The following is a 22723-nucleotide window of genomic DNA, read 5'->3' as shown; positions in this document are numbered from 1 at the left end:
CTCCCAGGCGCTTTTGGGGCCGCTGCGCAGCCCAGCGGGAGCAAGCTCCCTCGCCACAACAAGCGGGAGCCTACCGGTGAGGGATTGGTTGAATCGGTCATAGCGCAGTGTCCAGGGCAGCATCGGTACGCACGCCGCGCCAGGCATTGAAGCGGTGGCGCGCGCGGTCAAGATAGAGGTAAACCACCGGAGTGGTGTAAAGGGTCAGGATTTGGCTGAACACCAGGCCGCCGATAATGGTCAGGCCCAGGGGCTGGCGCATTTCCGCGCCATCACCGGCGCCGAGCAGCAATGGCAAGGCCCCGAGAATCGCCGCCAGGGTGGTCATCAGGATCGGCCGCAGGCGCAGCAGGCAGGCGCTGCGAATCGACTCCAGCGGGCTCATGCCGTCATGACGCTCAAGCTGCAGCGCCAGGTCGATCATCAGGATCGCGTTTTTCTTCACCACCCCGATCAGCAGGAACAGCCCCAGCAGCGAGATCAGGCTGAACTCCCCGCCCAGCAGGTAGATAGACAGCAACGCGCCAACCCCGGCCGACGGCAAGGTCGACAGAATCGTCAGCGGGTGGATATAGCTTTCATACAGAATGCCCAGCACCAGGTACACCGCCACCAGCGCGCCGAGAATCATGGACGGCTGGCCTTTCTGGGTCGCGGCGAACGCGTCGGCGGTGCCGGCCATCTTGGCGATCACGTCTTCCGGCAGGCCGACCTTGGCAATCGCGCGCTCGATGGCGGCGGTGCCCTGCTCCACCGTGACGCCGGGCGCCATGTCGAACGCGATGTTTTCCGAGGCGAACTGCCCTTCATGGCTGACGCGGTCATCGGCCAGGCTGTTCTCATAATGGGCAATGGTCGACAGCGGCACCCGCGCGCCATCGGCGGTGATCACCTGCACCTGGTTAAGGGTGATCGGGTCCTGGGCATATTTAGGGTTGACCTCCATCACCACCTGGTACTGGTTGAGGCTGTCGTAGATCGTGGAAATCTGCCGCTGGCTGTAGGCGTTATTCAGCACCGAGGTGACCATGTCCATATCGATGCCCAGGCGCTTGGCCTGATCGCGGTCGACGATCAGCGTGACCTGGGCCGCGCCGCGCCCTTCGCGGGCGTCGATGGCAGTCAGCTCCGGCAGTTCACGCATGGCGGCCACCACTTTCGGGTACCACAGGCGCAATGCGGCCAGGTCACCACTTTGCAGGATGTAGGAGTATTGCGCACTGGTCTGGTCGCGGCTGCCGCCAAACTGCAGGTCCTGGTCGGCCATCAGGAACAGCCGCCCGCCCGGCACCAGCGGCACCTCCTTGCGCAAGCGCTCGATCACCGCCTGGGCCGAGACCTTGCGCTCACCGATGGGTTTGAGGCGCACCAGCATCACCGCATTGTTGATGCCGCTGTTGCCGCCGATAAAGCCAGCCACGCTGAGCACCGCCGGGTCCTTGAGCACGGCCTGGCGAAAAATTTCCATCTTCGGCTGCATCACATTGAACGACAGCCCGTCATCGCCGCGCACAAAACCGATCAACTGGCCGGTGTCCTGCTGGGGCATGAAGGTTTTCGGCACCACCACGTACAGCGCGATGTTCACGCCCACGGTGACCAGCAGGCTGAGCAGGGTCAGGCGTCGATGGCGCAGCACCCAGTCCAGGCTGGTGGCATAGGCGGCGACCATGCGCTCGTTGATGCGGTGGCTCCAGCGCTGCAACCCGGTCATCTGCCCTTTGACATGGGGCTTGAGCCAGCGCGCGCAGAGCATCGGGGTCAGGGTCAGCGACACGATCAGCGAGACGATGATCGCCGCCGACAAGGTGATGGAAAACTCACGAAACAGGTTGGTGACAATGCCGCCCATGAACAGGATGGAGAGAAACACCGCCACCAGCGATACGTTCATCGACAGCAAGGTAAAGCCGACTTCCTCGGCGCCCAGGTAGGCAGCCTTCATCGGCGGCACGCCCTCGTCGATATGCCGGGAAATGTTCTCCAGCACCACAATGGCATCGTCCACCACCAGGCCGGTCGCCAGGATCAGCGCCATCAGCGAGAAGTTGTTCAACGAAAACCCGTACAGGTACATCACCGCAAAAGTGCCCACCAGCGACACCGGCACCGCCAGGGTGGGGATCAACGAGGCGCGGAAGTTGCCCAGGAACAGGTACACCACCAGCACCACCAGGGCCACGGCAATCAGCAGGGTCATTTCGGCTTCGTGCAAGGTGGCGGTGATGACCGGCGAACGGTCCATGGCCAGGTTGAGCTTGACGCTGGACGGCAACACCGCCTGCAACGCCGGCAACTGCGCCTTGATCTGCCGCACCGTCTCGATGATGTTGGCGCCGGACTGGCGGTTGATCACCAGCAGCACTGCCGAATCATTGTTGAAAAAACCGCTGTTGTAACGGTCTTCGACGCCATCGCTGATCTTCGCCACATCGCTCAGGCGCAGCGCCGCACCGTTCTGGTAGCGAATCAGCAGCGGCTCATAGTCCTTGGCCTTTTCCAACTGGTCATTGGCCTGGATCTGCCAGTTACGCTCGCTGTCTTCCAGGGAGCCCTTAGGCCGGCGCTGGTTGGCGTTGGCGATGGTATTGCGCACATCGTCCAGGGCCACGCCGTACTGGTCGAGGGCCTTGGGCTCCAGTTCGATGCGCACCGCCGGCAGCGAACTGCCGCCGATCTGCACTTCTCCCACCCCCGGCACCTGGGACAGGCTCTGGGACAGGATGGTCGAGGCCAGGTCGTACAGCTGGCCCTTCTGCAGCACGTCCGAGGTCAGCGACAGCACCATGATCGGCGCCTGGGACGGGTTGATCTTCTTGTACGTGGGCATGCTGCGCATGCCGCTGGGCAGCAAATTGCGCGACGCATTGATCGCCGCCTGCACTTCCCGCGCCGCGCCGTTGATATCGCGGTCGGAATCGAACGCCAGGATCACCCGCGTAGAGCCCTGGCTCGACGAACTGCTCATGGTGGTGATGCCGGCAATCGCGCCGAACGAGCGCTCCAGCGGCGTGGCCACGGTAGACGCCATCACCTCGGGGCTGGCGCCGGGCAAGCTGGCCGACACCACGATCACCGGGAAGTCGATCTGCGGCAACGGCGACACCGGCAGCAGGTTGAAGCTGACGCCGCCGAGCAGCATGATCGCCAGGCTCAGCAGCATCGTGGCTACCGGCCGGCGAATGAACGGTCCGGACAGGTTCATGACTCAACCGGCTCCAGGCTCTGTGGCTCTTTGCGCCAGCGCCGTCCCAACCGATCGAAATACAGGTAGATCACCGGCGTGGTGAACAGCGTCAACACCTGGCTCACCAGCAACCCGCCGACCATCACCAGGCCCAGGGGCTGGCGCAGCTCGGCACCGGAACCGCTGGCCAGCATCAACGGCACCGCACCGAACAAGGCGGCCAGGGTGGTCATCAGGATCGGCCGGAAGCGCAGCAGCGCCGCCTGGTAGATGGCGGTCTGCGGGTCAAGGCCCTGGTTGCGCTCGGCGTCGAGGGCGAAGTCGATCATCATGATCGCGTTCTTCTTGACGATACCGATCAGCAAAATGATGCCGATGATCGCGATCATGCCCAGGTCATTGCCACTGAGCAGCAAGGCGAGCAAGGCCCCCACCGCCGCCGAGGGCAAGGTCGAGAGAATGGTGATCGGGTGGATATAACTCTCGTAGAGCACGCCGAGCACGATGTACATGGTGACCACCGCCGCCAGGATCAGCAGCAAGGTGCTCGACAGCGAGGCTTCGAACGCCTGGGCCGCGCCCTGGAACTGGGTCTGCACGCCGACCGGCATGCCGATGTCCTTCTGGGTCTGATTGATCAGCTCGACGCCTTTGCCCAGCGCAACGCCGGGGGCCAGGTTGAACGACATCATCACCGCCGGGAACTGGCCGATATGGGCAATCGCCAACTGTGCCTGGCGCTGCTCCACATGGGCCAGGCTCGACAGCCGTACCTGGCCGCCGTCGGTGGTCTTCACATGGATCTGGTTGAGCGCGGCCGGGCCCAAGGTTTCGCCCGATTGGGCCTGCAATACCACGCGGTACTGGCTGGCCTGGGTGTAGATGGTGGAAATCTGCCGTTGGCCGAAGGCGTCGTACAGCGCGTCGGTGATGGTCGAGACGCTGACGCCCAGGCGCGAGGCGGCATCGCGGTCGATCACCAGGTACACCTGCAGGCCTTTGTCCTGCAGGTCACTGGCCACGTCGGTGAGTTCCGGCAACTGGCTGAGGGCGTGCACCAGTTTGTCGCTCCACAGGGCCAACAGCTCGGCGTCCGGCGAGGACATGCTGAATTGGTACTGGGTGCGGCTGACACGGTCTTCAATGGTCAGGTCCTGCACCGGCTGCATGAACAGGCGGATGCCCACCAGCTTGTCGATTTCCGGTTGCAGGCGCGCGATCACCTGCGTCGCGCTCAAGTCGCGCTGCCCGTGGGCCTTGAGGTTGATCAGCAAGCGGCCGCTGTTGAGCGTGGCGTTATCACCGTCCACGCCAATGTAGGACGACAGGCTTTCAACCGCCGGATCGGCCAGGATGATCTTCGCCAGTTGCTGCTGGCGCTGGCTCATCGCCGCAAAGGAGATCGACTGCGGCGCTTCGGAAATCCCCTGGATCACCCCGGTATCCTGCACCGGGAAAAAGCCCTTGGGCACCACCAGGTACAGCACCACCGTAAGACCCAGGGTGGCGATGGCCACCAGCAAGGTCAGCGGCTGGTGCTTGAGCACCCACTGCAACTTGCGCCCGTAGGCTTCGATCAGCCAATCGATCCAGGCGCCGCTGGCCTTGTAGAAACGGCCCTGCTCCTCTTCTTTCGGCTCACGCTTGAGCAAGCGCGCGCACATCATCGGCGTGAGCGTGAGGGACACCACCAGGGAAATCAGGATCGCCACGGCCAGGGTAATGGCGAACTCGCGGAACAGGCGCCCGACCACGTCGGCCATGAACAGCAGCGGGATCAGCACGGCGATCAGCGACAGGGTCAGGGAAATCAGGGTGAAGCCGATCTGTTTGGCGCCCTTGAGCGCGGCGGCCATGGGCGTCTCGCCTTCCTCGATGTAGCGGGAGATGTTCTCCAGCATCACGATGGCATCGTCCACCACGAACCCGGTGGCAATGGTCAGGGCCATCAACGTCAGGTTATTGACCGAGAACCCCGCCAGGTACATCACGCCAAAGGTGCCGATCAGCGACAGCGGCACGGCGATGGATGGAATAAGCGTGGCGCTGACTCGGCGCAGGAACAGGAACGTCACCATCACCACCAGGACAATGGCGATCAGCAATTCGTGCTGCACGTCCTTCACCGACGCACGGATGGTCTGGGTGCGATCGGTGAGCACCGTCACGTCCAGGCCCGCCGGCAGGTTGTCGGTGATGCTCGGCAGCAGCGCCTTGATACGGTCCACCACCTCGATCACGTTGGCGCCCGGCTGGCGCTGGATATTGAGCAGCACGGCCTGGTTTTCATTGGCCCAGGCGGCAAGGCGCTCGTTTTCGGCGCCGTCGACAATTTGCGCCACGTCTTTAAGGCGCAGCGGCGCGCCGTTGCTGTAGGCCAGAATGAGTTCGGCATATTGCTGAGGCGAGACCAACTGGTCGTTGGCGTCGAGCATCGACACCCGGGTGGGGCCGTCGAAATTGCCCTTGGGCTGGTTGACGTTGGACGCGGCGATCAAGGTGCGCACGTCCGACAGGTTCAAGCCGTTGGCCGCCAGGGCCTCGGGGTTGACCTTGATGCGCACGGCCTGGCGCTGGCCACCGGCGATGCTGACCATGCCGACACCGCTGATCTGCGCGATCTTTTGCGCCATGCGCGTGTCGACCAGGTCATTGAGCTTGGGCAGCAGCATGGTCTTGGAGGTGATGGCCAACGTCAGTACCGGGGTATCCGCCGGGTTGACCTTGTTGTACACCGGCGGCGCCGGCAAATCCTTGGGCAGCAGGTTGGTGGCGGCATTGATCGCAGCCTGTACCTGTTGCTCGGCGACATCCATGTTGATGTCGAGGTTGAAGCGCAGGGTCAGCACCGACGCGCCGCCGGAGCTGGTGGACGCCATCTGGGTCAGGCCGGGCATCTGCCCGAACTGGCGCTCCAGCGGAGCGGTGACTGCGCTGGTCATCACGTCGGGGCTGGCGCCGGGGTACAGCGTCATCACCCGAATCGTCGGGTAGTCCACCTGGGGCAAGGCCGACACCGGCAACAGGCGATAGGCGATGAGGCCGGCCAATACAATGGCCAGCATGCTCAGCGTAGTGGCGACCGGGCGAAGGATGAACAGGCGCGACAGGTTCATGCGCCGACCTTTTGCGCCTTGCCGCCGTCAGTACCGGTCTCCCCTTTTGCCGCGGGCTTGCCTTGCAAGTGTTCGGTCGGGGTGGTCGGCACTTCGCTGCTGTCGTTGACCACTTCGATTTCGCTGCCGTCCTTGAGACGGTCGGTGCCTTCCATGACCACCCGATCACCCGCCGCGAGGCCTTGCTTGATCACGGTGTTGTCGCCATCGGTGTCGCCCACGACCAGCGGCTGGACCTTGACCTTCTTGTCGCCATCGAGCTTGTAGACGAAGGTGCCGTTGTTACCGAACTGGATCGCAGCGGAAGGCGCCAGCACCACGTTGTGCAGGGTGTCGGCCAGCAGATGCACATTGACGAACTGATTGGGGAACAGCGCCTGATCCTTGTTATCGAAGCGCGCCTTGAATTTCAGGGTGCCGGTGGTCACGTCGATCTGGTTGTCCAGGCTTTGCAGCACGCCCACCGCCTGCTTTTTCGCGTCGCCACGGTCCCAGGCTTCCACCGGTAGTTTGTTGCCGGCGTGGTAACGGGCGAGCACGGTTTCCAGGGTATTTTCCGGCAGGGTGAAGGCCACGCTGATTGGTTGGGTCTGGGTGATCACCGCGAGGGCGGTGGTGTCGTTGGCGGCCACCAGGTTGCCGACATCGAGCTGACGCAGGCCGACGCGACCGGCAATCGGCGCGCGGATCTTGGTGAATTCAAGGTTCAGCTTGGCATCGTCGACCGCGCCCTGGTTGGTCTTGACCGTGCCCTGGTACTGCATGACCAGCGCTTCGGCGGTGTCCAGGGTCTGCTTGGCGATGCTGTCCAGGGCATACAGGCCGCGATAACGCTCGACGTCGACCTGGGCGTTTTTCAACTGGGCCTGGTTCTGCAGCAACGTGCCCTGGGCCTGGAGCAAGGCGTTCTGGTAGCTGCGCGGGTCGATTTCCGCCAGCAGGTCGCCGGCCTTGACCATCTGCCCTTCTTCAAAGGCGATCTTCACCAGCTCGCCGCCCACCCGGCTGCGCACATTAATGGTGTTGAGCGCCGTCACCGTGCCCAACGCCTTGTAGTACACCGGAAAATCCCCCAGCGCCACCGATGCCACACGCACCGGAATCGGGCCGGTAGCACCGCCGAAACCCGGGCGCGCCATGCCGGTTTTACCGGTGTGCCCGGCCGGTGCGTCCTTATGGGCCGCGCTGCCGGGCCAGAACTTCCAGCACAGGCCGGCGATAACCAGCAGCACGAGCAGGCCGAACAGCCAGCGACGGGAGTTGCGGGGGGAGGATTGCATGGAGTGATCAACCATTGGGCGCGAGAGCTTCTTCTTTGGGAGGCTGAAAGATAAGCACTGGGGTGCGTTTAGAAAAGCACCTTTACCGGCTATTTACCTTGGGCTTACAACTTTTAACTGATGATCTTAGTCCGCCGGCTATTTCGCTAAACCGCTGACGCTCAAATAAAAACGGCCTGGACTAGGCCAGGCCGCAATCATGCATCATACGTGTTACTGCCAAACGACAGTCACGCGCAGATACAGTTACTTCAACACAGCCAGGGCGGCGTCGTAGTTTGGCTCTTCAGCGATTTCCTTGACCAACTCGCTGTGCAGCACAGTGTCGTTTTCGTCCAGCACCACCACCGCGCGAGCGGTCAGGCCCTTGAGCGGGCCGTCGGCAATCGCCACACCGTAATCAACGGCGAAATCCGAATCGCGGAAGTCCGACAGGTTCTTCACGTTTTCCAGGCCTTCGGAACCGCAGAAACGCGCCTGGGCGAATGGCAGGTCGGTGGAGATGCACAGCACCACGGTGTTTTCCACATCGTTGGCCTGGGCGTTGAACTTGCGCACCGAGGTCGCGCAGGTTGGGGTGTCAACGCTTGGGAAGATGTTCAGCACTTTGCGCTTGCCGGCAAAGGTGGCCAGGGTGGCGTTGGACAGATCGCCGGCGGTCAGGGTGAAGTCTGCAGCTTTGGCGCCGACTTTCGGCAGTTCGCCTTCAACCTGGACCGGGTTGCCTTTGAGGGTAACTTGAGCCATGAACGGAATCCTTATGCTGGGTTTTGGTTAAACGAAATCGAGAGGCCGAAGTTAACCACAAAGTCCGTTGGCTACCTACCGCCAGACACAAATTGTCATGCCATCTGGTTGTGGTTTAATTGCGCGCTTTTCGCCTGCCCTTCAAGGAAATCAAAGCCGATGAATCATCCCGCCACCAAAGTCCTGGTCATCGGTTACGTCTGGCCGGAGCCGCGTTCTTCGGCTGCGGGCGGGCATATGATGCAAATTCTGCAGAGTTTTCTCACACAAGGTTGGGACATCACCTTCAGCAGCCCGGCCACCATCGGCGAGCACAAGGCCGACTTGCCGGCGCTGGGCATCCGTGAATGCGCCATTGAGCTCAATAACAGCAGCTTCGACGACTTCATCCGTGAACTGGCGCCGGACATCGTGCTGTTCGACCGCTTCATGATGGAAGAACAGTTCGGCTGGCGCGTGGAAAAATGCTGCCCCGAGGCCCTGCGCGTGCTGGAAACCTCAGACCTGCAAAGCCTGCGCGACGCCCGGCAGGTGCGGCTCAAGGCGGCGCTCAAAGCCGATCCGGAGGGTGACGACTTTACCGCCCTGTTCGCCCCGGACCTGGCGCAAGAATTCCAACGGATGGCCGACACTGACCTGGCCAAACGCGAAATTGCCGCGATCTACCGCTGCGACATCAGCCTGATGATCTCCGACGTGGAAATCCGCCTGCTCACCGAGCAGTTCAAGGTGCCTGCCGCCCTGCTCCACTGGTGCCCGTTGATGATGGAGCCGCCAACCGCAGCCTCTGCGCCGTTCGAAGACCGCGCGCACTTTCTCAGCATCGGCAACTTCCGCCACGCGCCCAACTGGGACGCGGTGCTGTGGATGAAGCACAGCCTCTGGCCGCTGATCCGCCAGCAATTACCGGGCGCCCAGTTGCACATCTATGGCGCCTACACCCCGCCCAAGGCCACCGCCCTGCACAACCCGACGCAGGGCTTTCATGTGATGAACTGGGCCGAAGATGCGCTGCAAGTGATGACGGCCGCACGCATCTGCCTGGCGCCGCTGCGCTTTGGTGCGGGGATCAAAGGCAAGTTGGTCGACGCGATGCTGTGCGGCACGCCCAATGTCACCACCCCAATCGGCGCCGAGGCCATGGGCGATGACCAGCCCTGGCCCGGCGTGATCGAACACGACGCCCCGGCTCTGGCCGCTGCCGCCGTGAGCCTCTACCAGAACCGCCAGCGCTGGACCGAAGCCCAGGAACACGGTCGCCAGCTTCTGGCCCGGCGTTATGACCAGGCTATTCATGGGCCCGCTCTGGTAGCGTGCCTGGAGCAATGCCGCGGCAACCTCGCCGCCCATCGCCGGGACAATTTCACCGGCAGCATGCTGCGCCATCATGCGCACAAGAGCACCCAGTACATGTCTCAGTGGATCGAAGCAAAAAACCGCAGCCTTTAACGCGCGACGCTGGCAGGGTCGCGCGCAACGGGGCATTATCCTACGCGGCACCCACAATAAAGCGACGGCAACATGACCCGAGCAACGCGCATCACCGACCCTTCCTACGAGTTGATGGACGACCATAACGGCCTGTCCATCATCTATCGCCAGCACGGCTTTCCCTGCCCGCTGGTGCGCTGGCACTTCCATAAGGAATACGAGCTGCACCTGATCGTCGCCAGTTCCGGCAAGGTGTTCATTGGCGACTACATCGGCAACTTCTATCCCGAAAGCCTGTTCCTGACGGGCCCCAATTTGCCGCATAACTGGATCAGCCAGGTGGAGGCCGATGAGACAGTCCCCAAGCGCGACATGCTGGTGAACTTTACCGACGAGTTGCTGGAAAACGGCAGTCAGATCTTCACCGAACTCAGAAGCCTGGCGCCGCTGCTCGAACGCGCCCAGTACGGCATCGAATTCCGCTGCAAAACCACCATCGCGCGAGCCATGGATCTGATGCAGCGCATCGAAGACACCCAGGGCATGGCGCGGCTGGGGCACTTCTTTATCTTGCTGGAAGTATTGAGCGCCTGCGAGGACTACCATCTGCTGTCGGGTGCCACTACACCGCAGCTGGCCGATGAGCACAGCATCGACCGCACCAACCGCGCGGTGGATTATATCTTTGCCCACTACGCCCGCGAGCTACCGTTGGAGGAAGTGGCAGACTACCTGGGCATGAAGCCCACCTATTTTTCCCGCGTGTTCAAACAGGCTACCGGGCGCACGTTTATCGAGTTCGTCAACCGGCTGCGCATCAGCAAGTCCTGCGAGTTGCTGGCCGATGGCGACAAGGCGGTGACGGATGTGTGCTTTGAGTCGGGCTTCAATAACATTTCCAACTTCAACCGGCGCTTTCAGCAGCTCAAGGGCATGACCCCATCGCACTATCGGCGCCTGGCCGTACAACGGTTGACTGAGCGTAACCAGGCCTGAGCCTGACGCAACCACTCGTCGCTTCTGTCAACTTTGACAGCTATCCGCTCTGCTGCCAGGGGTGTGTGATTTCCTTGCCCGGTTTCACCACTGTACAAGGAGCGCTCACGATGAAAGAACCAACGTCCTCCAACCTGCCCATTCCCCTGTGTGAATCCCCGCCCCACCAGCCCGCATCGCCCCCCGCCGTTAACCTGGACCCGCCTTACGTCAACGGCGCACTGCAGCCGAATCTGGATGCTGACGTAGGATTGGGCATTCGACAGATCGATCCGTGGCTGATTGTGAGTTTTGAAAAATGGTCGAACTTCAATGTCGGTGACATCTATAAATTTTTCGCCGGCAGTACCAACTACGCCTTGGGTGCAGGCGAGGTTTACCCGGAAGATTTGTACAAGGACCGTGTGCAGTTGGTCATTCCCGCATCGCTGGTGCCCGAAGGCACGATTTATCCCTGCTTCGGTGAAGTGATCAGAGTGGGCAGCGCCACGCCCAGCACATCCCCACCTCAGACCTGGTACACCAAAACCTCACGGCCAGGTGGTCGCAGCATCTACCCATGGTTCCACTCGAACCTGGTGATACACCTGCCTGAAGACCTGCAATACACGCCGCTGGACGCCGAGCGTGCCAAGGCAGGAGTGGACTTGACCTGTGACTTTTATCCGTTCTGCACGGTCGGCGACACTATTGAAGTGTGGTGGAACGGTATCGCTGTTTTTCAAAAAATCGATCAGCAACACGTTGATGGCACCAAGCCCATCATCGTGCATGTACCTGAACAAACGATTATTTCAGGGGGCAGCGGCGCAGTCTCGATTCTCTTCCGGGTGTTTGACCGCGTACTCAACTATTCCGGGGAAGACCCGCAGTGGTCGAAGGTGGTCAAGCTGGAGACCGACCTTGAACCCGGTTTGCTTGATCGGCCGCACTTCGTGGTCGGCGATGAGTCCGTCGACGAGCTGAATTTTGATACCCATGGAGACGAGGTGTTCACCGCGGAAATGGTCGTTCCTCGGACGCTACCCGCTACGCCCAATGATACCGCCAGACCTACCCCCGCCGGCGCGCTGATCCATGTAACCCTGACCCAGTTTTACCCGGATGGCTCATCCAGCGTGGTGACGCTGCCTGGTTTTCCTGCACGCATCGGCCTTTCGTCCTCCATCGTGCTGGACAATAAGTACCTTGAAGACGTGATCGATGGCCAACTGCGCATCGAATATATCCTGACAACGGCCAGCGGCGCCTTCCTGCGCGCTTCTCGACGCCTGAGTATTCGCGTGTTCGGCACGAAAAAAATGATGCCCCCGATGCGAATCGAGCAGGACGAGGGCGGCCTGATTGATCCGGAACACCCTTTCATCAGAGCCATTTTCCCGGTCTACAGCCCTTACGCCCCCAGCAACAGCGTGACCTTTCGCATGGAAGCACCGCGACCTGGCGGCGGACTGATTGAATACGAAGAAACCGTGAATGCCGGCGCCCCACCGCCACCTGACCGCTTTCGCATCGTACTGCAGGAGGATTTTGCGCCCTTCATTGGCGTGGGACCGGTCAAGGTCTACTACCTCGTCAATGACCATCAAATGCGCGCGCTTGGCCCAGGCGTACAGACGGTGCGCAAGTCCGAAGTGTTGGAAGTCATTTTCGGATCGGTCGTCGCCGAGTTGCCGGCGCCGCAATTGCAGTATGTCGACGTGTTCGACAACCTGGACCCTGCCAGCGTGATCGGAGGTCAGCTCAAGCTGACGTTGCCCTACACACGCACGTTCCCTGGGGACAAGTTCATCTGGGCATGGCTGGGCGCCAACGCCAACGGAACCACTGGAGGGGAAGTCGAACTCTATTCCGACACGGCCGGCAAGCCGGTAGTGGTCCTGGTGGACGAAGCGTTCGTCATTGCCAATGACAATAAGGAAATCCGCCTGAGCTACGCCTTGGCACCCAAGGACGGCAGCCGACGCCGTTATTCGGAGCGTCGGACCATTACCGTGGGCCAGGCGCTGACCCTCAAGCGTCCCGAGGTCGTGCAGGCTACGCGCTATCCCGACCAGTTGGCGGCGGTGGCCGCGATAAAGGGCGCGACTGTCGTCGTCGAGTACCCGCAGATGCTGCCTTCCCATCAGGTTCGCTGTTGCTGGACCGGCATTGCGGGCATCGGCACTTACTGCGAGACCCAATACGGCAGCTCTTCGAAAGTCCTGCACTTTGATATTGATCCGGAGGTGGTGGGCGCCAACATCCAGGCCCAGGGACACGTCATCCACGTGCAGTACTTCGTCATGCGGGGCGAGCACGAGTCCCCTTCGCCTGTGCTGGCCCTGGAGTTGTTGCCACCGCCGCTGCCTGAACCCTACATAGAAGGCCACTCCTATGATGGCGTGCTGAATATCGGCACATTGAACGGTACCGAACGCGCCATTGAAGACCGCTGGCACTTCAGTCATCGGTTCCAGCGCATGTGGTTCGAGATGTCCGGCACCTACGCTGACGGTTATCCCTTCTACCACACCTTTTACACGGCAGACCTGGTGACACAGGACGGCGAATTGAACGGTATTCGCCCACCGGCGCCGGTCGCTGAATTGCGCAAGCTCAAGGACGGTTCCCCACTGAACATGCGCTTCGGGGTAACGTTCGACCGCAGCGCCGAGCTGGCCAATGCGGTCTGGTTCAAGGAGCGGCGCTATACCATTCAGGCGTTGCCCGCGCAGTTCCCGGTGCCGACCCTGATCGAGGCAACCGGCTCCGGCACACTGGTCACCCTGGCCCCCTTGAACGCACAGTACGGGGCGCATGTGCAGGTGTCCATCAGCCCGATGTATACCAGCGACGTCATCTTCGTGGAGATCGTGGGTAAAACCGCTGCAGGCTCGGCAGTGATCGGGCCGAAGTATGGCGAAACCGATGGCACCGTCATCGTCGACGTGCCCGCTTCAGTGATCGCCGCGAATATCGGCAACACGCCTACGCAGTTCACGATCAGGTATACGGTGACACGAGGCGGGCAAACCCGGCCCTCGGTACCGCTCACGGTCAATCTTGAAAGCCTGCCGCTGAGCGAACTGAGAAAAACCGTGATTCGTATCGATCAAGCATCCGCCAGCGGCGTGATCGATGTGGACGCCCTGCCCGGCAACGCCACCGCAAGGGTGACGACCTTCCCATTCATTGCCCCACACCTGCCCGTATGGCTGTATTTGTACGGTTTCAGAGCCGACGGTACGCCGCATAACCTGACCCTGATGAATGGTTCGAACAAGGCCGAGGTCGACTCGGCCTGGATCAGCCAGGGTTATCACCTGGAAACCGTATTGATCAACTACCTGCGAGACCTTGGCAATCGCAGCCAGCTGACCCTGCAATTCAAAGCGGCACTCAATGGCGTAAGGGATGAATTGCAAGCGATTGAATTTCCACCCACCCGTTACACGCTGCAAAGCGTGATGATCAAGGAGTGCACGACGTTCAATGACAATTACATGAACTACTGGCTCAGTGAATGGCCGGACGCAGGCATTCGCCGCGAGTCGAATGGCAACTATTTCTGGCAGTCGACACCGACTACCGGCAGGGGCGTCAGTCTGTACAAAGTGCTGACGCCCGCCGCCGAGGGCTACTACCGCGTCAGCTTCCGCTACAGGATCAGCAAGTTTGCCGCGATTGGGGCGCCGACCTTTGTCGAGATTCATCTGGGCACGTTGAAATGGACGCAAAACGTGCCCACGTTGAATACCTGGCTCAGCGTCAATGTGCCGCTCGGTTATTTGCCCGGCAAACCGTTCGAGGCCTCCGTTTCGGTCAGAAACCCGACCACCGGCGGGGTGTATGACATCGATGATATCTGTATCACACAGACGCCGTATCCGACCGTGATGTAGAGGTGAAAAAGGGATCTGTACCTGGGTACCGATCCCTTTTAAATGGCTTGCTGCGGCTTGAAAATGTTGGGGACAGGCAGTTCCGTCAGGGTCTTACACAGGTACGCACGGACTCATCGAACTCCAGCCCGGCCGGGCAGTTAAACGGGTATTGAATATACCGCTGGATGTTGGCGTTATAAACACACCGATGGTATCCACCTACCACATTGGTGCTTTTGAAATAGCCTTCTTTCGTACATGCCGGTTCTCGTGATGCCAACGGCGGTTCGGTGCTACAAGCGCTGATAAAACCTGCAATCATCAAGACTAATAGGGCTTTATTGCTTTTGAGGTCTACACGGAAAGGATTCATAAACATCTCCAGGTTGGTGTATGCCACGCCATTAACTCCCCGTTGTTTTTCTGCGTCTACTGTCAGAATTAACAGGTGAGCGCGCCATGACGCTGCGCTACCGCCGTGCCCGTGCAGTGCAAAAAAGTATCAGTCTCAGTGCTCCCAAGGATTTGTCACCGGCGCATTTGAGGGCTGTAATCAACGCACACTCTTCCTGACTCCCTGTGGGAAGACACAACAACAATAACCGTCCTTCTGTAGCCCTCTGGGCGCGGAAATGGAGTGCGCGATGAAGTTCACAGCAAAAGCTCTGCTTGTCTCAACCTGCATGATGACCTGCATGACCCTCAGCGCCGTCAGCCTCGGCGCGCAAACCCTGACCATTGCCACCGTCAACAACAGCGACATGATCCGCATGCAGAAGCTCTCGAAAACCTTCGAGGCCGAGCATCCAGAGATCAAGCTGAACTGGGTGGTGCTCGAAGAAAACGTGCTGCGCCAGCGCCTGACCACCGACATTGCCACCCAGGGCGGCCAGTTCGACGTGTTGACCATCGGTATGTACGAAGCCGCACTCTGGGGCGCCAAGGGTTGGCTGGAGCCGATGAAGGACCTGCCAGCTTCCTACGACCTCGATGACGTGTTCCCTTCGGTACGCGACGGCCTGTCGGTCAAAGGCTCGCTGTACGCCCTGCCGTTCTATGCCGAAAGCTCGATCACCTATTACCGCACCGACCTGTTCAAGGATGCCGGGCTGAGCATGCCCGAGCATCCGACCTGGAGCCAGATCGGCGAATACGCGGCCAAACTCACCGACAAGAGCAAAGAGCAATACGGCCTGTGCCTGCGCGGTAAAGCCGGCTGGGGCGAAAACATGGCGCTGATCACCACGTTGGCCAACGGCTACGGCGCACGCTGGTTCGACGAGAAGTGGCAGCCGCAATTCAATGGCCCCGAGTGGAAAGACGCGCTGAATTTCTACGTCGACAACATGAAAAAATCCGGCCCGCCGGGTGCGTCCAGCAACGGCTTCAACGAAAACCTGGCGCTGTTCAACAGCGGCAAGTGCGCGATCTGGGTGGACGCCAGCGTGGCCGGCTCGTTTGTCACCGACAAGAGCCAGAGCAAGGTCGCCGAGCATGTCGGCTTCACTTTTGCGCCCCACGAGAAGACCGACAAGGGCACCTCGTGGCTGTACTCCTGGAGCCTGGCGATACCCACCAGCTCCAAGGCCAAGGACGCCGCCAAGGTGTTCACCACCTGGGCCACCTCCAAGGAATATGGCGCATTGGTCGCCAAGACCGACGGCGTCGCCAACGTACCGCCAGGTACCCGCCAATCCACCTACAGCGACGCGTACATGAAGGCCGCGCCGTTCGCCAAGGTGACCCTGGAATCGCTGAAAGTCGCGGACCCGACCAAACCCACCGAAAAACCGGTGCCGTATATCGGTATTCAATTGGTGACCATTCCTGAATTCCAGGCGATTGGTACCCAGGTCGGCAAGTTTTTCTCCGGCGCGCTGACCGGCCAGCAGACAGTGGATGCTGCATTGACCGCTGCCCAGACCACCACCGAGCGGGAAATGAAGCGGGCCGGTTACCCCAAGTAGCCCTGCCTCACCACAGTCAAATGTGGGAGGGGGCTTGCTCCCGATAGCACTCTATCAGTTGAAGATTGTGTGACTGACACACTGCTATCGGGAGCAAGCCCCCTCCCACATTGACCGCGTTTGCATGTACCTGACTGGTCTCGAATACCATGAATACAACACCCAAAAACCGCCTGGCCAACCCCGGCTGGTTCCTCGTCAGCCCCTCGGTGGCCTTGCTGCTGCTGTGGATGATCGTGCCCCTGGGCATGACCCTGTACTTCTCCTTGATCCGCTACAACCTGCTCTACCCCGGCGAAAACCAGTTCGTGGGGCTGGAGAACTTCACTTACTTCGTCACCGACTCGGGCTTCCTGCCAGGCGCCACTAACACCCTGCTGCTGGTGGGCAGCGTGCTGCTGATCAGCGTGGTGTTCGGCGTGTTGATCAGTGCGCTGCTGGAGGCCAGTGAGTTCTTCGGTCGCGGCCTGGTGCGGGTGTTGTTGATTTCGCCGTTCTTCATCATGCCCACCGTCGGCGCGTTGATCTGGAAGAACCTGATTTTCCACCCGGTGTCGGGGATTCTCGCTGCGGTGTGGAAGTTCTTTGGCGCAGAACCCGTGGACTGGCTGGCGCACTACCCGCTGCTGTCGATCATCATCATTGTGTCGTGGCAATGGCTGCCCTTCGCCATCCTGTTGCTGATGACCGCCATGCAGTCCCTCGACCAGGAACAAAAGGAAGCCGCACGCCTGGACGGTGCCGGCGCCATCGCGATTTTCTGGCACCTGACCCTGCCGCACCTGGCCCGTCCGATTGCCGTGGTGGTGATGATTGAAACCATCTTTTTGCTCTCGGTGTTCGCCGAAATCTTCACCACCACCAACGGTGGCCCCGGTTACGCCTCGACCAACCTCGCCTACCTGATCTACAACCAGGCGCTGGTGCAGTTCGACGTGGGCATGGCCTCGGCCGGCGGCTTGATCGCCGTGGTCATCGCCAATATCGCGGCGATCATCCTGGTGCGGATGATCGGCAAAAACCTGACTGACAAGCCTTGAGGGCCGCGCCATGACGCTTCAACAATCCCGCCGCCTGCAAAGCCTGTTGCTCGGCACCCTGGCCTGGGCCATTGCGATCCTGATTTTCTTCCCGATCTTCTGGATGGTGCTGACCAGCTTCAAGACCGAAATCGACGCGTTCGCCACGCCGCCGCAGTTCATCTTCACGCCGACGCTGGAGAACTACCTGCACATCAACGAGCGCAGCAACTACTTCGCCTACGCCTGGAACTCGGTGCTGATCTCGTTCAGCGCCACCGCCCTGTGCCTGCTGATTTCGGTGCCGGCCGCCTACTCCATGGCCTTCTACGAGACAAAGCGCACCAAGGGCACGCTGCTGTGGATGCTGTCCACCAAGATGCTGCCGCCGGTGGGCGTGCTGATGCCGATCTACCTGCTGGCCAAGAGCTTTGGCCTGCTCGATACGCGCATCGCGCTGATCATTATCTACACCCTGATCAACCTGCCGATCGTGGTGTGGATGGTGTACACCTACTTCAAGGACATTCCCAAGGACATCCTCGAAGCCGCACGCCTGGATGGCGCCACCCTGTGGCAGGAAATGGTGCGGGTGCTGCTGCCGATCGCCAAGGGTGGCCTGGCCTCCACCGTACTGCTGTCGCTGATCCTGTGCTGGAACGAAGCCTTCTGGTCGCTGAACCTGACGTCATCGAGCGCCGCGCCGCTGACCGCGCTGATCGCCTCCTATTCCAGCCCCGAAGGCTTGTTCTGGGCCAAATTGTCCGCCGTGTCGACCCTGGCCTGCGCGCCGATCCTGATTTTCGGCTGGATCAGCCAGAAACAATTGGTGCGCGGCCTGTCCTTTGGCGCAGTCAAATAATAATTCCAAGCGGAGGGCCCATCATGGCCAACCTGAAAATCAAGAATCTGCAAAAAGGCTTCGAAGGTTTTTCCATCATCAAGGGCATCGACCTGGAAGTGAACGACAAGGAATTCGTGGTGTTCGTCGGCCCGTCGGGCTGTGGTAAATCCACCCTGCTGCGGCTGATCGCCGGCCTTGAGGAAGTCAGCGAAGGCACCATCGAGCTGGACGGGCGCGACATCACTGAAGTGACCCCGGCCAAGCGCGACCTGGCGATGGTGTTCCAGACCTACGCCCTGTACCCGCACATGAGCGTGCGCAAGAACATGTCGTTCGCCCTGGACCTGGCCGGCGTCGACAAGCAACTGGTGGAGAGCAAGGTCAACGAAGCGGCGCGCATTCTGGAGCTGGGCCCGCTGCTGGAGCGCAAGCCCAAGCAGCTCTCCGGCGGTCAGCGCCAGCGCGTGGCGATTGGCCGCGCCATCGTGCGTAACCCGAAGATTTTCCTGTTCGACGAACCCTTGTCCAACCTCGACGCCGCCCTGCGCGTGCAGATGCGCCTGGAGCTGGCACGCCTGCATAAAGAGCTGCAAGCGACCATGATCTACGTGACCCATGACCAGGTCGAAGCCATGACCCTGGCCGATAAAGTCGTGGTGCTCAACAGCGGGCGCATCGAACAGGTCGGCTCGCCGCTGGACCTGTACCACCAGCCGGCCAACCTGTTTGTGGCGGGTTTTCTCGGCACGCCGAAGATGGGTTTTCTCAAGGGCAAGGTCACGCGTGTCGAAGGCCAGGGCTGTGACGTGCAGCTCGACGCCGGCACCCTGATCAGCCTGCCGCTCAGTGGCCCGACCTTGAGCGTGGGCAGCGCAGTCACCCTGGGCATTCGCCCGGAGCACCTGGAAATCGCCACGCCGGGCCAGACCACCCTGACCGTTACCGCCGACGTCGGCGAACGCCTGGGCAGCGACACCTTCTGCCACGTCATCACCGCCAACGGCGAGCCTTTGACGATGCGCATTCGCGGCGACATGGCCAGCCAGTATGGCGAAACGCTGCACCTGCACCTCGACCCGGCCCACTGCCATCTGTTCGACACCGACGGCGTGGCCGTGGCCCGCCCCCTGCGCGCCGCCGCCTGATTTCGCGAGTATTGACGCTATGAAGCTGAATAAACAGAACCTCACCCAGTTGGCGCCCGACGTGAAAGTGCCAGCCTATGCCATTGCCAGTACATCCCAGGGCATCGCGCATATCGGTGTCGGCGGTTTCCACCGCGCGCACCAGGCGTTTTACACCGACGCCCTGATGAACACCGGCGAGGGCCTGGACTGGAGCATCTGCGGCGTGGGCCTGCGGGCCGAAGATCGCAGGGCGCGCGACGACCTGGCCGGCCAGGATTATCTGTTCACCCTGTATGAACTGGGCGACACCGACGACACCGAAGTGCGCGTGATCGGCGCCATCAGCGACATGTTGCTGGCAGAAGACGGCGCCCAGCCCCTGATCGATAAACTGGCCGAGCCGGCCATCCGTATCGTCTCACTGACCATCACCGAAGGCGGCTACTGCATCGACGACAGCAACGGCCAATTCATGGCCCACCTGCCGCAGATCCAGCATGACCTGGCGCACCCCGGCGCACCAAAGACCGTGTTCGGGTTTATCTGCGCCGCGCTGACCCAACGTCGCGCCGCCGGCACCCCGGCGTTCAGCGTGATGTCCTGCGATAACCTGCCCCACAACGGCGCCGTCACCCGCAAGGCCCTGCTCGCATTCGCTGCGCTGCACGATGCGCAACTGCATGACTGGATCGAAGCCAATGTGAGCTTTCCGAACGCCATGGTCGACCGCATCACGCCAATGACCAGCACCGCCCACCGCCTGCAACTGCATGATGAGCACGGCATCGACGATGCCTGGCCAGTGGTGTGCGAACCCTTTGTGCAATGGGTGCTGGAAGACAAGTTCGTCAACGGCCGCCCGGCCTGGGAAAAGGTCGGCGTGCAGTTCACCGATGACGTGACGCCTTACGAAGAAATGAAGATCGGCCTGCTCAACGGCAGCCACCTCGCGCTGACGTACCTGGGTTTTCTCAAGGGTTACCGGTTCGTTCACGACACCATGAACGACCCGCTGTTCGTCGCCTACATGCGCGCCTACATGGACCTCGACGTCACGCCACACCTGGCGCCGGTGCCGGGCATCGACCTGACGGCGTACAAGCAGACCCTGGTCGACCGCTTCTCCAACCAGGCAATTGCCGACCAACTGGAACGGGTGTGCTCGGACGGTTCGTCGAAGTTTCCCAAGTTCACCGTGCCAACCATCAACCGTCTGATCGCCGATGGGCGTGAGACTGAACGCGCGGCGCTGGTGGTGGCCGCCTGGGCCTTGTATTTGAAGGGTGTCGACGAAAATGGCGTGGCCTATACGATTCCCGATCCACGTGCCGCGTTCTGCCAGGCGCTGGTCAGTGATGACGCCCTGATCAGCCAGCGTCTGCTGGGGGTTGAAGAGATTTTCGGCACGGCTATTCCCAACTCGCCTGCATTTGTGGCAGCGTTCGAGCGGTGTTATGTGAGCCTGCGTGACAACGGCGTCAGCGCGACCCTACAGAACCTCCTGAACAAACTGGCTTGAAATGTGGGAGGGGGCTTGCTCCCGATAGCGGTATATCAGTCACAGATTTATCAACTGAACCACTGCTATCGGGAGCAAGCCCCCTCCCACGTTTGACTGTGTTACCACTCCAACAATAAGACTGCTGAGCAAATCATCATGACCCAGCAAAACCTGTTCCTCGGCATCGACTGCGGCACCCAGGGCACCAAAGCCATCGTCCTTGACGCTTCCAGCGGCAAGGTGCTGGGCCTGGGCGCCGCCGCGCACACCTTGATCAGCGGCGCCAACGGCCGGCGTGAGCAACACACCCAGGAATGGCTGGACGCCTTCACCGAAGCCACCCACCGCGCCCTGCAACAGGCCGGGGTGGACGGCCAGGACATCCTCGGCATCGGTGTTTCCGGCCAGCAACACGGCCTGGTGTTGCTCGATGCCCAGGGCCAGGTGCTGCGCCCGGCAAAGTTGTGGTGCGACACCGAAACCGCCACAGAAAATGAGCGCCTGTTGCACTACCTGGGCGGCGAAAGCGGCTCGCTGGAGCGTCTGGGCGTGGCTATTGCGCCAGGCTACACGGTGTCCAAACTGCTCTGGACCCGTGAACAGCACCCGGACCTCTTTGCGCGCATCGCCCATATCCTGCTGCCCCACGACTACCTCAATTACTGGCTCACCGGCCGCGCCGTCGCCGAATACGGCGATGCCTCGGGCACCGGTTATTTCAACGTGCGCCGCCGTGAATGGGACGTGGCGCTGCTTGAGCACATCGACCCCAGTGGACGCCTGCAGGCGGCGCTGCCCGAGCTGATTGAAGCCGATCAAGCAGTGGGCACGATCCTGCCGGCCATCGCCGAGCGGCTGGGCATCAACCCCAACGCGGTGGTCGCCAGCGGCGGCGGCGATAACATGATGGGCGCCATTGGCACCGGCAACATCGCCCCTGGGGTGATCACCATGAGCCTGGGCTCATCGGGCACCGTCTACGCCTTTGCCGACCAGCCCAACGTCAGCCCCCAGGCGTCGGTCGCCACCTTCTGCGCATCCAGCGGCGGCTGGTTGCCGTTGATCTGCACCATGAACCTGACCAACGCCACCGGGGTGATCCGCGAGCTGTTCGAGCTCGACCTGCACGCCTTCAACGCCCTGGTCGAGCAGGCCCCCATCGGCGCGGACGGCGTAAGCATGCTGCCGTTCCTCAACGGCGAGCGGGTGCCCGCCCTGCCACAGGCCACCGGCAGCCTGCACGGCCTGACCATGACCAACCTGACCCGCGCCAACCTGTGCCGCGCGGTGGTCGAAGGCACCACTTTCGGCTTGCGCTACGGCCTGGACCTGCTGCGCCAAACCGGCCTGCAAAGCCTGCGCATCCGCTTGATCGGCGGCGGTTCGAAAAGCCCGCTGTGGCGGCAGATGGTCGCCGATATCATGAACACCGAAGTGGTCTGTACCGAACAGAGCGAGGCCGCAGCCCTGGGCGCGGCGATCCAGGCGGCGTGGTGCCAGTCCGGCGAATCCCTGGCCAGCCTGTGCGACAAATGCGTCAGCCTGGACCCGGCCAGCCGCACCCTGCCGGTGCCGGCCAACGTGAGCGCCTATCAACAGGCCTATGAGCGCTATCAACGGCTTGTGGCAACCCTTTAAGAGC

General features: G+C 61.4%; 14 protein-coding genes. 9 read left to right on the top strand and 5 right to left on the bottom strand.

The window, feature by feature from the left end; all coding sequences use genetic code 11:
- Positions 1 to 97: 97 nt before the first annotated feature.
- The 4 genes from C4J93_RS11550 to tpx form a co-directional block, all read right to left on the bottom strand.
- Positions 98 to 3205, bottom strand: coding sequence for an efflux RND transporter permease subunit (locus C4J93_RS11550; protein WP_124429364.1), 3108 nt, complete (start codon positions 3203 to 3205; stop codon positions 98 to 100).
- Complete coding sequence (locus C4J93_RS11545; RefSeq protein WP_124370394.1) at positions 3202 to 6303, bottom strand: MdtB/MuxB family multidrug efflux RND transporter permease subunit; 3102 nt, start codon at positions 6301 to 6303, stop codon at positions 3202 to 3204. The genes C4J93_RS11550 and C4J93_RS11545 overlap by 4 nt, the downstream gene beginning before the upstream one ends.
- Entirely contained in the window at positions 6300 to 7598 is a 1299-nt protein-coding gene (locus C4J93_RS11540) for an MdtA/MuxA family multidrug efflux RND transporter periplasmic adaptor subunit (protein ID WP_124429363.1), read from the bottom strand. The genes C4J93_RS11545 and C4J93_RS11540 overlap by 4 nt, the downstream gene beginning before the upstream one ends.
- A gap of 231 nt (positions 7599 to 7829) precedes the next feature.
- Positions 7830 to 8330, bottom strand: a complete 501-nt coding sequence (tpx, locus tag C4J93_RS11535) for a thiol peroxidase (protein WP_124370392.1) — start codon at positions 8328 to 8330, stop codon at positions 7830 to 7832.
- Between the two features lie 159 nt (positions 8331 to 8489).
- Here tpx and C4J93_RS11530 point away from each other — a divergent pair, with 159 nt between their 5' ends.
- The 3 genes from C4J93_RS11530 (at position 8490) to C4J93_RS11520 (ending at position 14641) form a co-directional block, all read left to right on the top strand.
- On the top strand, positions 8490 to 9779 hold the full coding sequence (locus C4J93_RS11530) for a glycosyltransferase family 4 protein (protein ID WP_124429362.1): 1290 nt from the start codon (positions 8490 to 8492) through the stop codon (positions 9777 to 9779).
- 72 nt (positions 9780 to 9851) lie between these two features.
- Positions 9852 to 10757, top strand: a complete 906-nt coding sequence (locus C4J93_RS11525; protein ID WP_124362431.1) for an AraC family transcriptional regulator — start codon at positions 9852 to 9854, stop codon at positions 10755 to 10757.
- A 110-nt stretch (positions 10758 to 10867) separates the two neighbouring features.
- Positions 10868 to 14641: a hypothetical protein gene (locus C4J93_RS11520; RefSeq protein WP_124429361.1), complete on the top strand. Its 3774-nt coding sequence runs from the start codon at positions 10868 to 10870 to the stop codon at positions 14639 to 14641.
- A gap of 85 nt (positions 14642 to 14726) precedes the next feature.
- Here the strand turns inward: C4J93_RS11520 and C4J93_RS11515 are convergent, their stop codons facing one another.
- Entirely contained in the window at positions 14727 to 14996 is a 270-nt protein-coding gene (locus tag C4J93_RS11515) for a chitin binding peritrophin-A domain-containing protein (RefSeq protein ID WP_164485252.1), read from the bottom strand.
- Positions 14997 to 15306: 310 nt separating this feature from the next.
- Between C4J93_RS11515 and C4J93_RS11510 the strand changes: the two genes are divergently transcribed.
- From C4J93_RS11510 to xylB, 6 genes are all read left to right on the top strand, one after another.
- The gene (locus C4J93_RS11510; protein WP_372238014.1) at positions 15307 to 16590 is read left to right on the top strand and encodes a sugar ABC transporter substrate-binding protein; all 1284 of its coding nucleotides are present in this window, start codon (positions 15307 to 15309) and stop codon (positions 16588 to 16590) included.
- Between the two features lie 149 nt (positions 16591 to 16739).
- Positions 16740 to 17630 (top strand): carbohydrate ABC transporter permease, encoded by an 891-nt coding sequence (locus C4J93_RS11505; RefSeq protein ID WP_065952553.1) that lies wholly within the window; start codon positions 16740 to 16742, stop codon positions 17628 to 17630.
- Positions 17631 to 17640: 10 nt separating this feature from the next.
- Positions 17641 to 18471 carry a carbohydrate ABC transporter permease gene (locus C4J93_RS11500; protein ID WP_003233033.1) on the top strand — a complete coding sequence of 277 codons (831 nt, stop codon included), beginning with the start codon at positions 17641 to 17643 and terminating at the stop codon, positions 18469 to 18471.
- 23 nt (positions 18472 to 18494) lie between these two features.
- Positions 18495 to 19598, top strand: a complete 1104-nt coding sequence (locus tag C4J93_RS11495; RefSeq protein WP_124370387.1) for an ABC transporter ATP-binding protein — start codon at positions 18495 to 18497, stop codon at positions 19596 to 19598.
- Positions 19599 to 19617: 19 nt separating this feature from the next.
- On the top strand, positions 19618 to 21099 hold the full coding sequence (locus C4J93_RS11490) for a mannitol dehydrogenase family protein (RefSeq protein WP_124429360.1): 1482 nt from the start codon (positions 19618 to 19620) through the stop codon (positions 21097 to 21099).
- Between the two features lie 138 nt (positions 21100 to 21237).
- The gene (xylB, locus tag C4J93_RS11485; RefSeq protein WP_124429359.1) at positions 21238 to 22719 is read left to right on the top strand and encodes a xylulokinase; all 1482 of its coding nucleotides are present in this window, start codon (positions 21238 to 21240) and stop codon (positions 22717 to 22719) included.
- Positions 22720 to 22723 lie beyond the last annotated feature (4 nt).

The sequence above is a fragment of the Pseudomonas sp. R2-37-08W genome, assembly GCF_003851705.1.
Classification (GTDB): Bacteria; Pseudomonadota; Gammaproteobacteria; order Pseudomonadales; family Pseudomonadaceae; genus Aquipseudomonas.
This window is presented reverse-complemented; position numbering and strand designations above follow the sequence as displayed.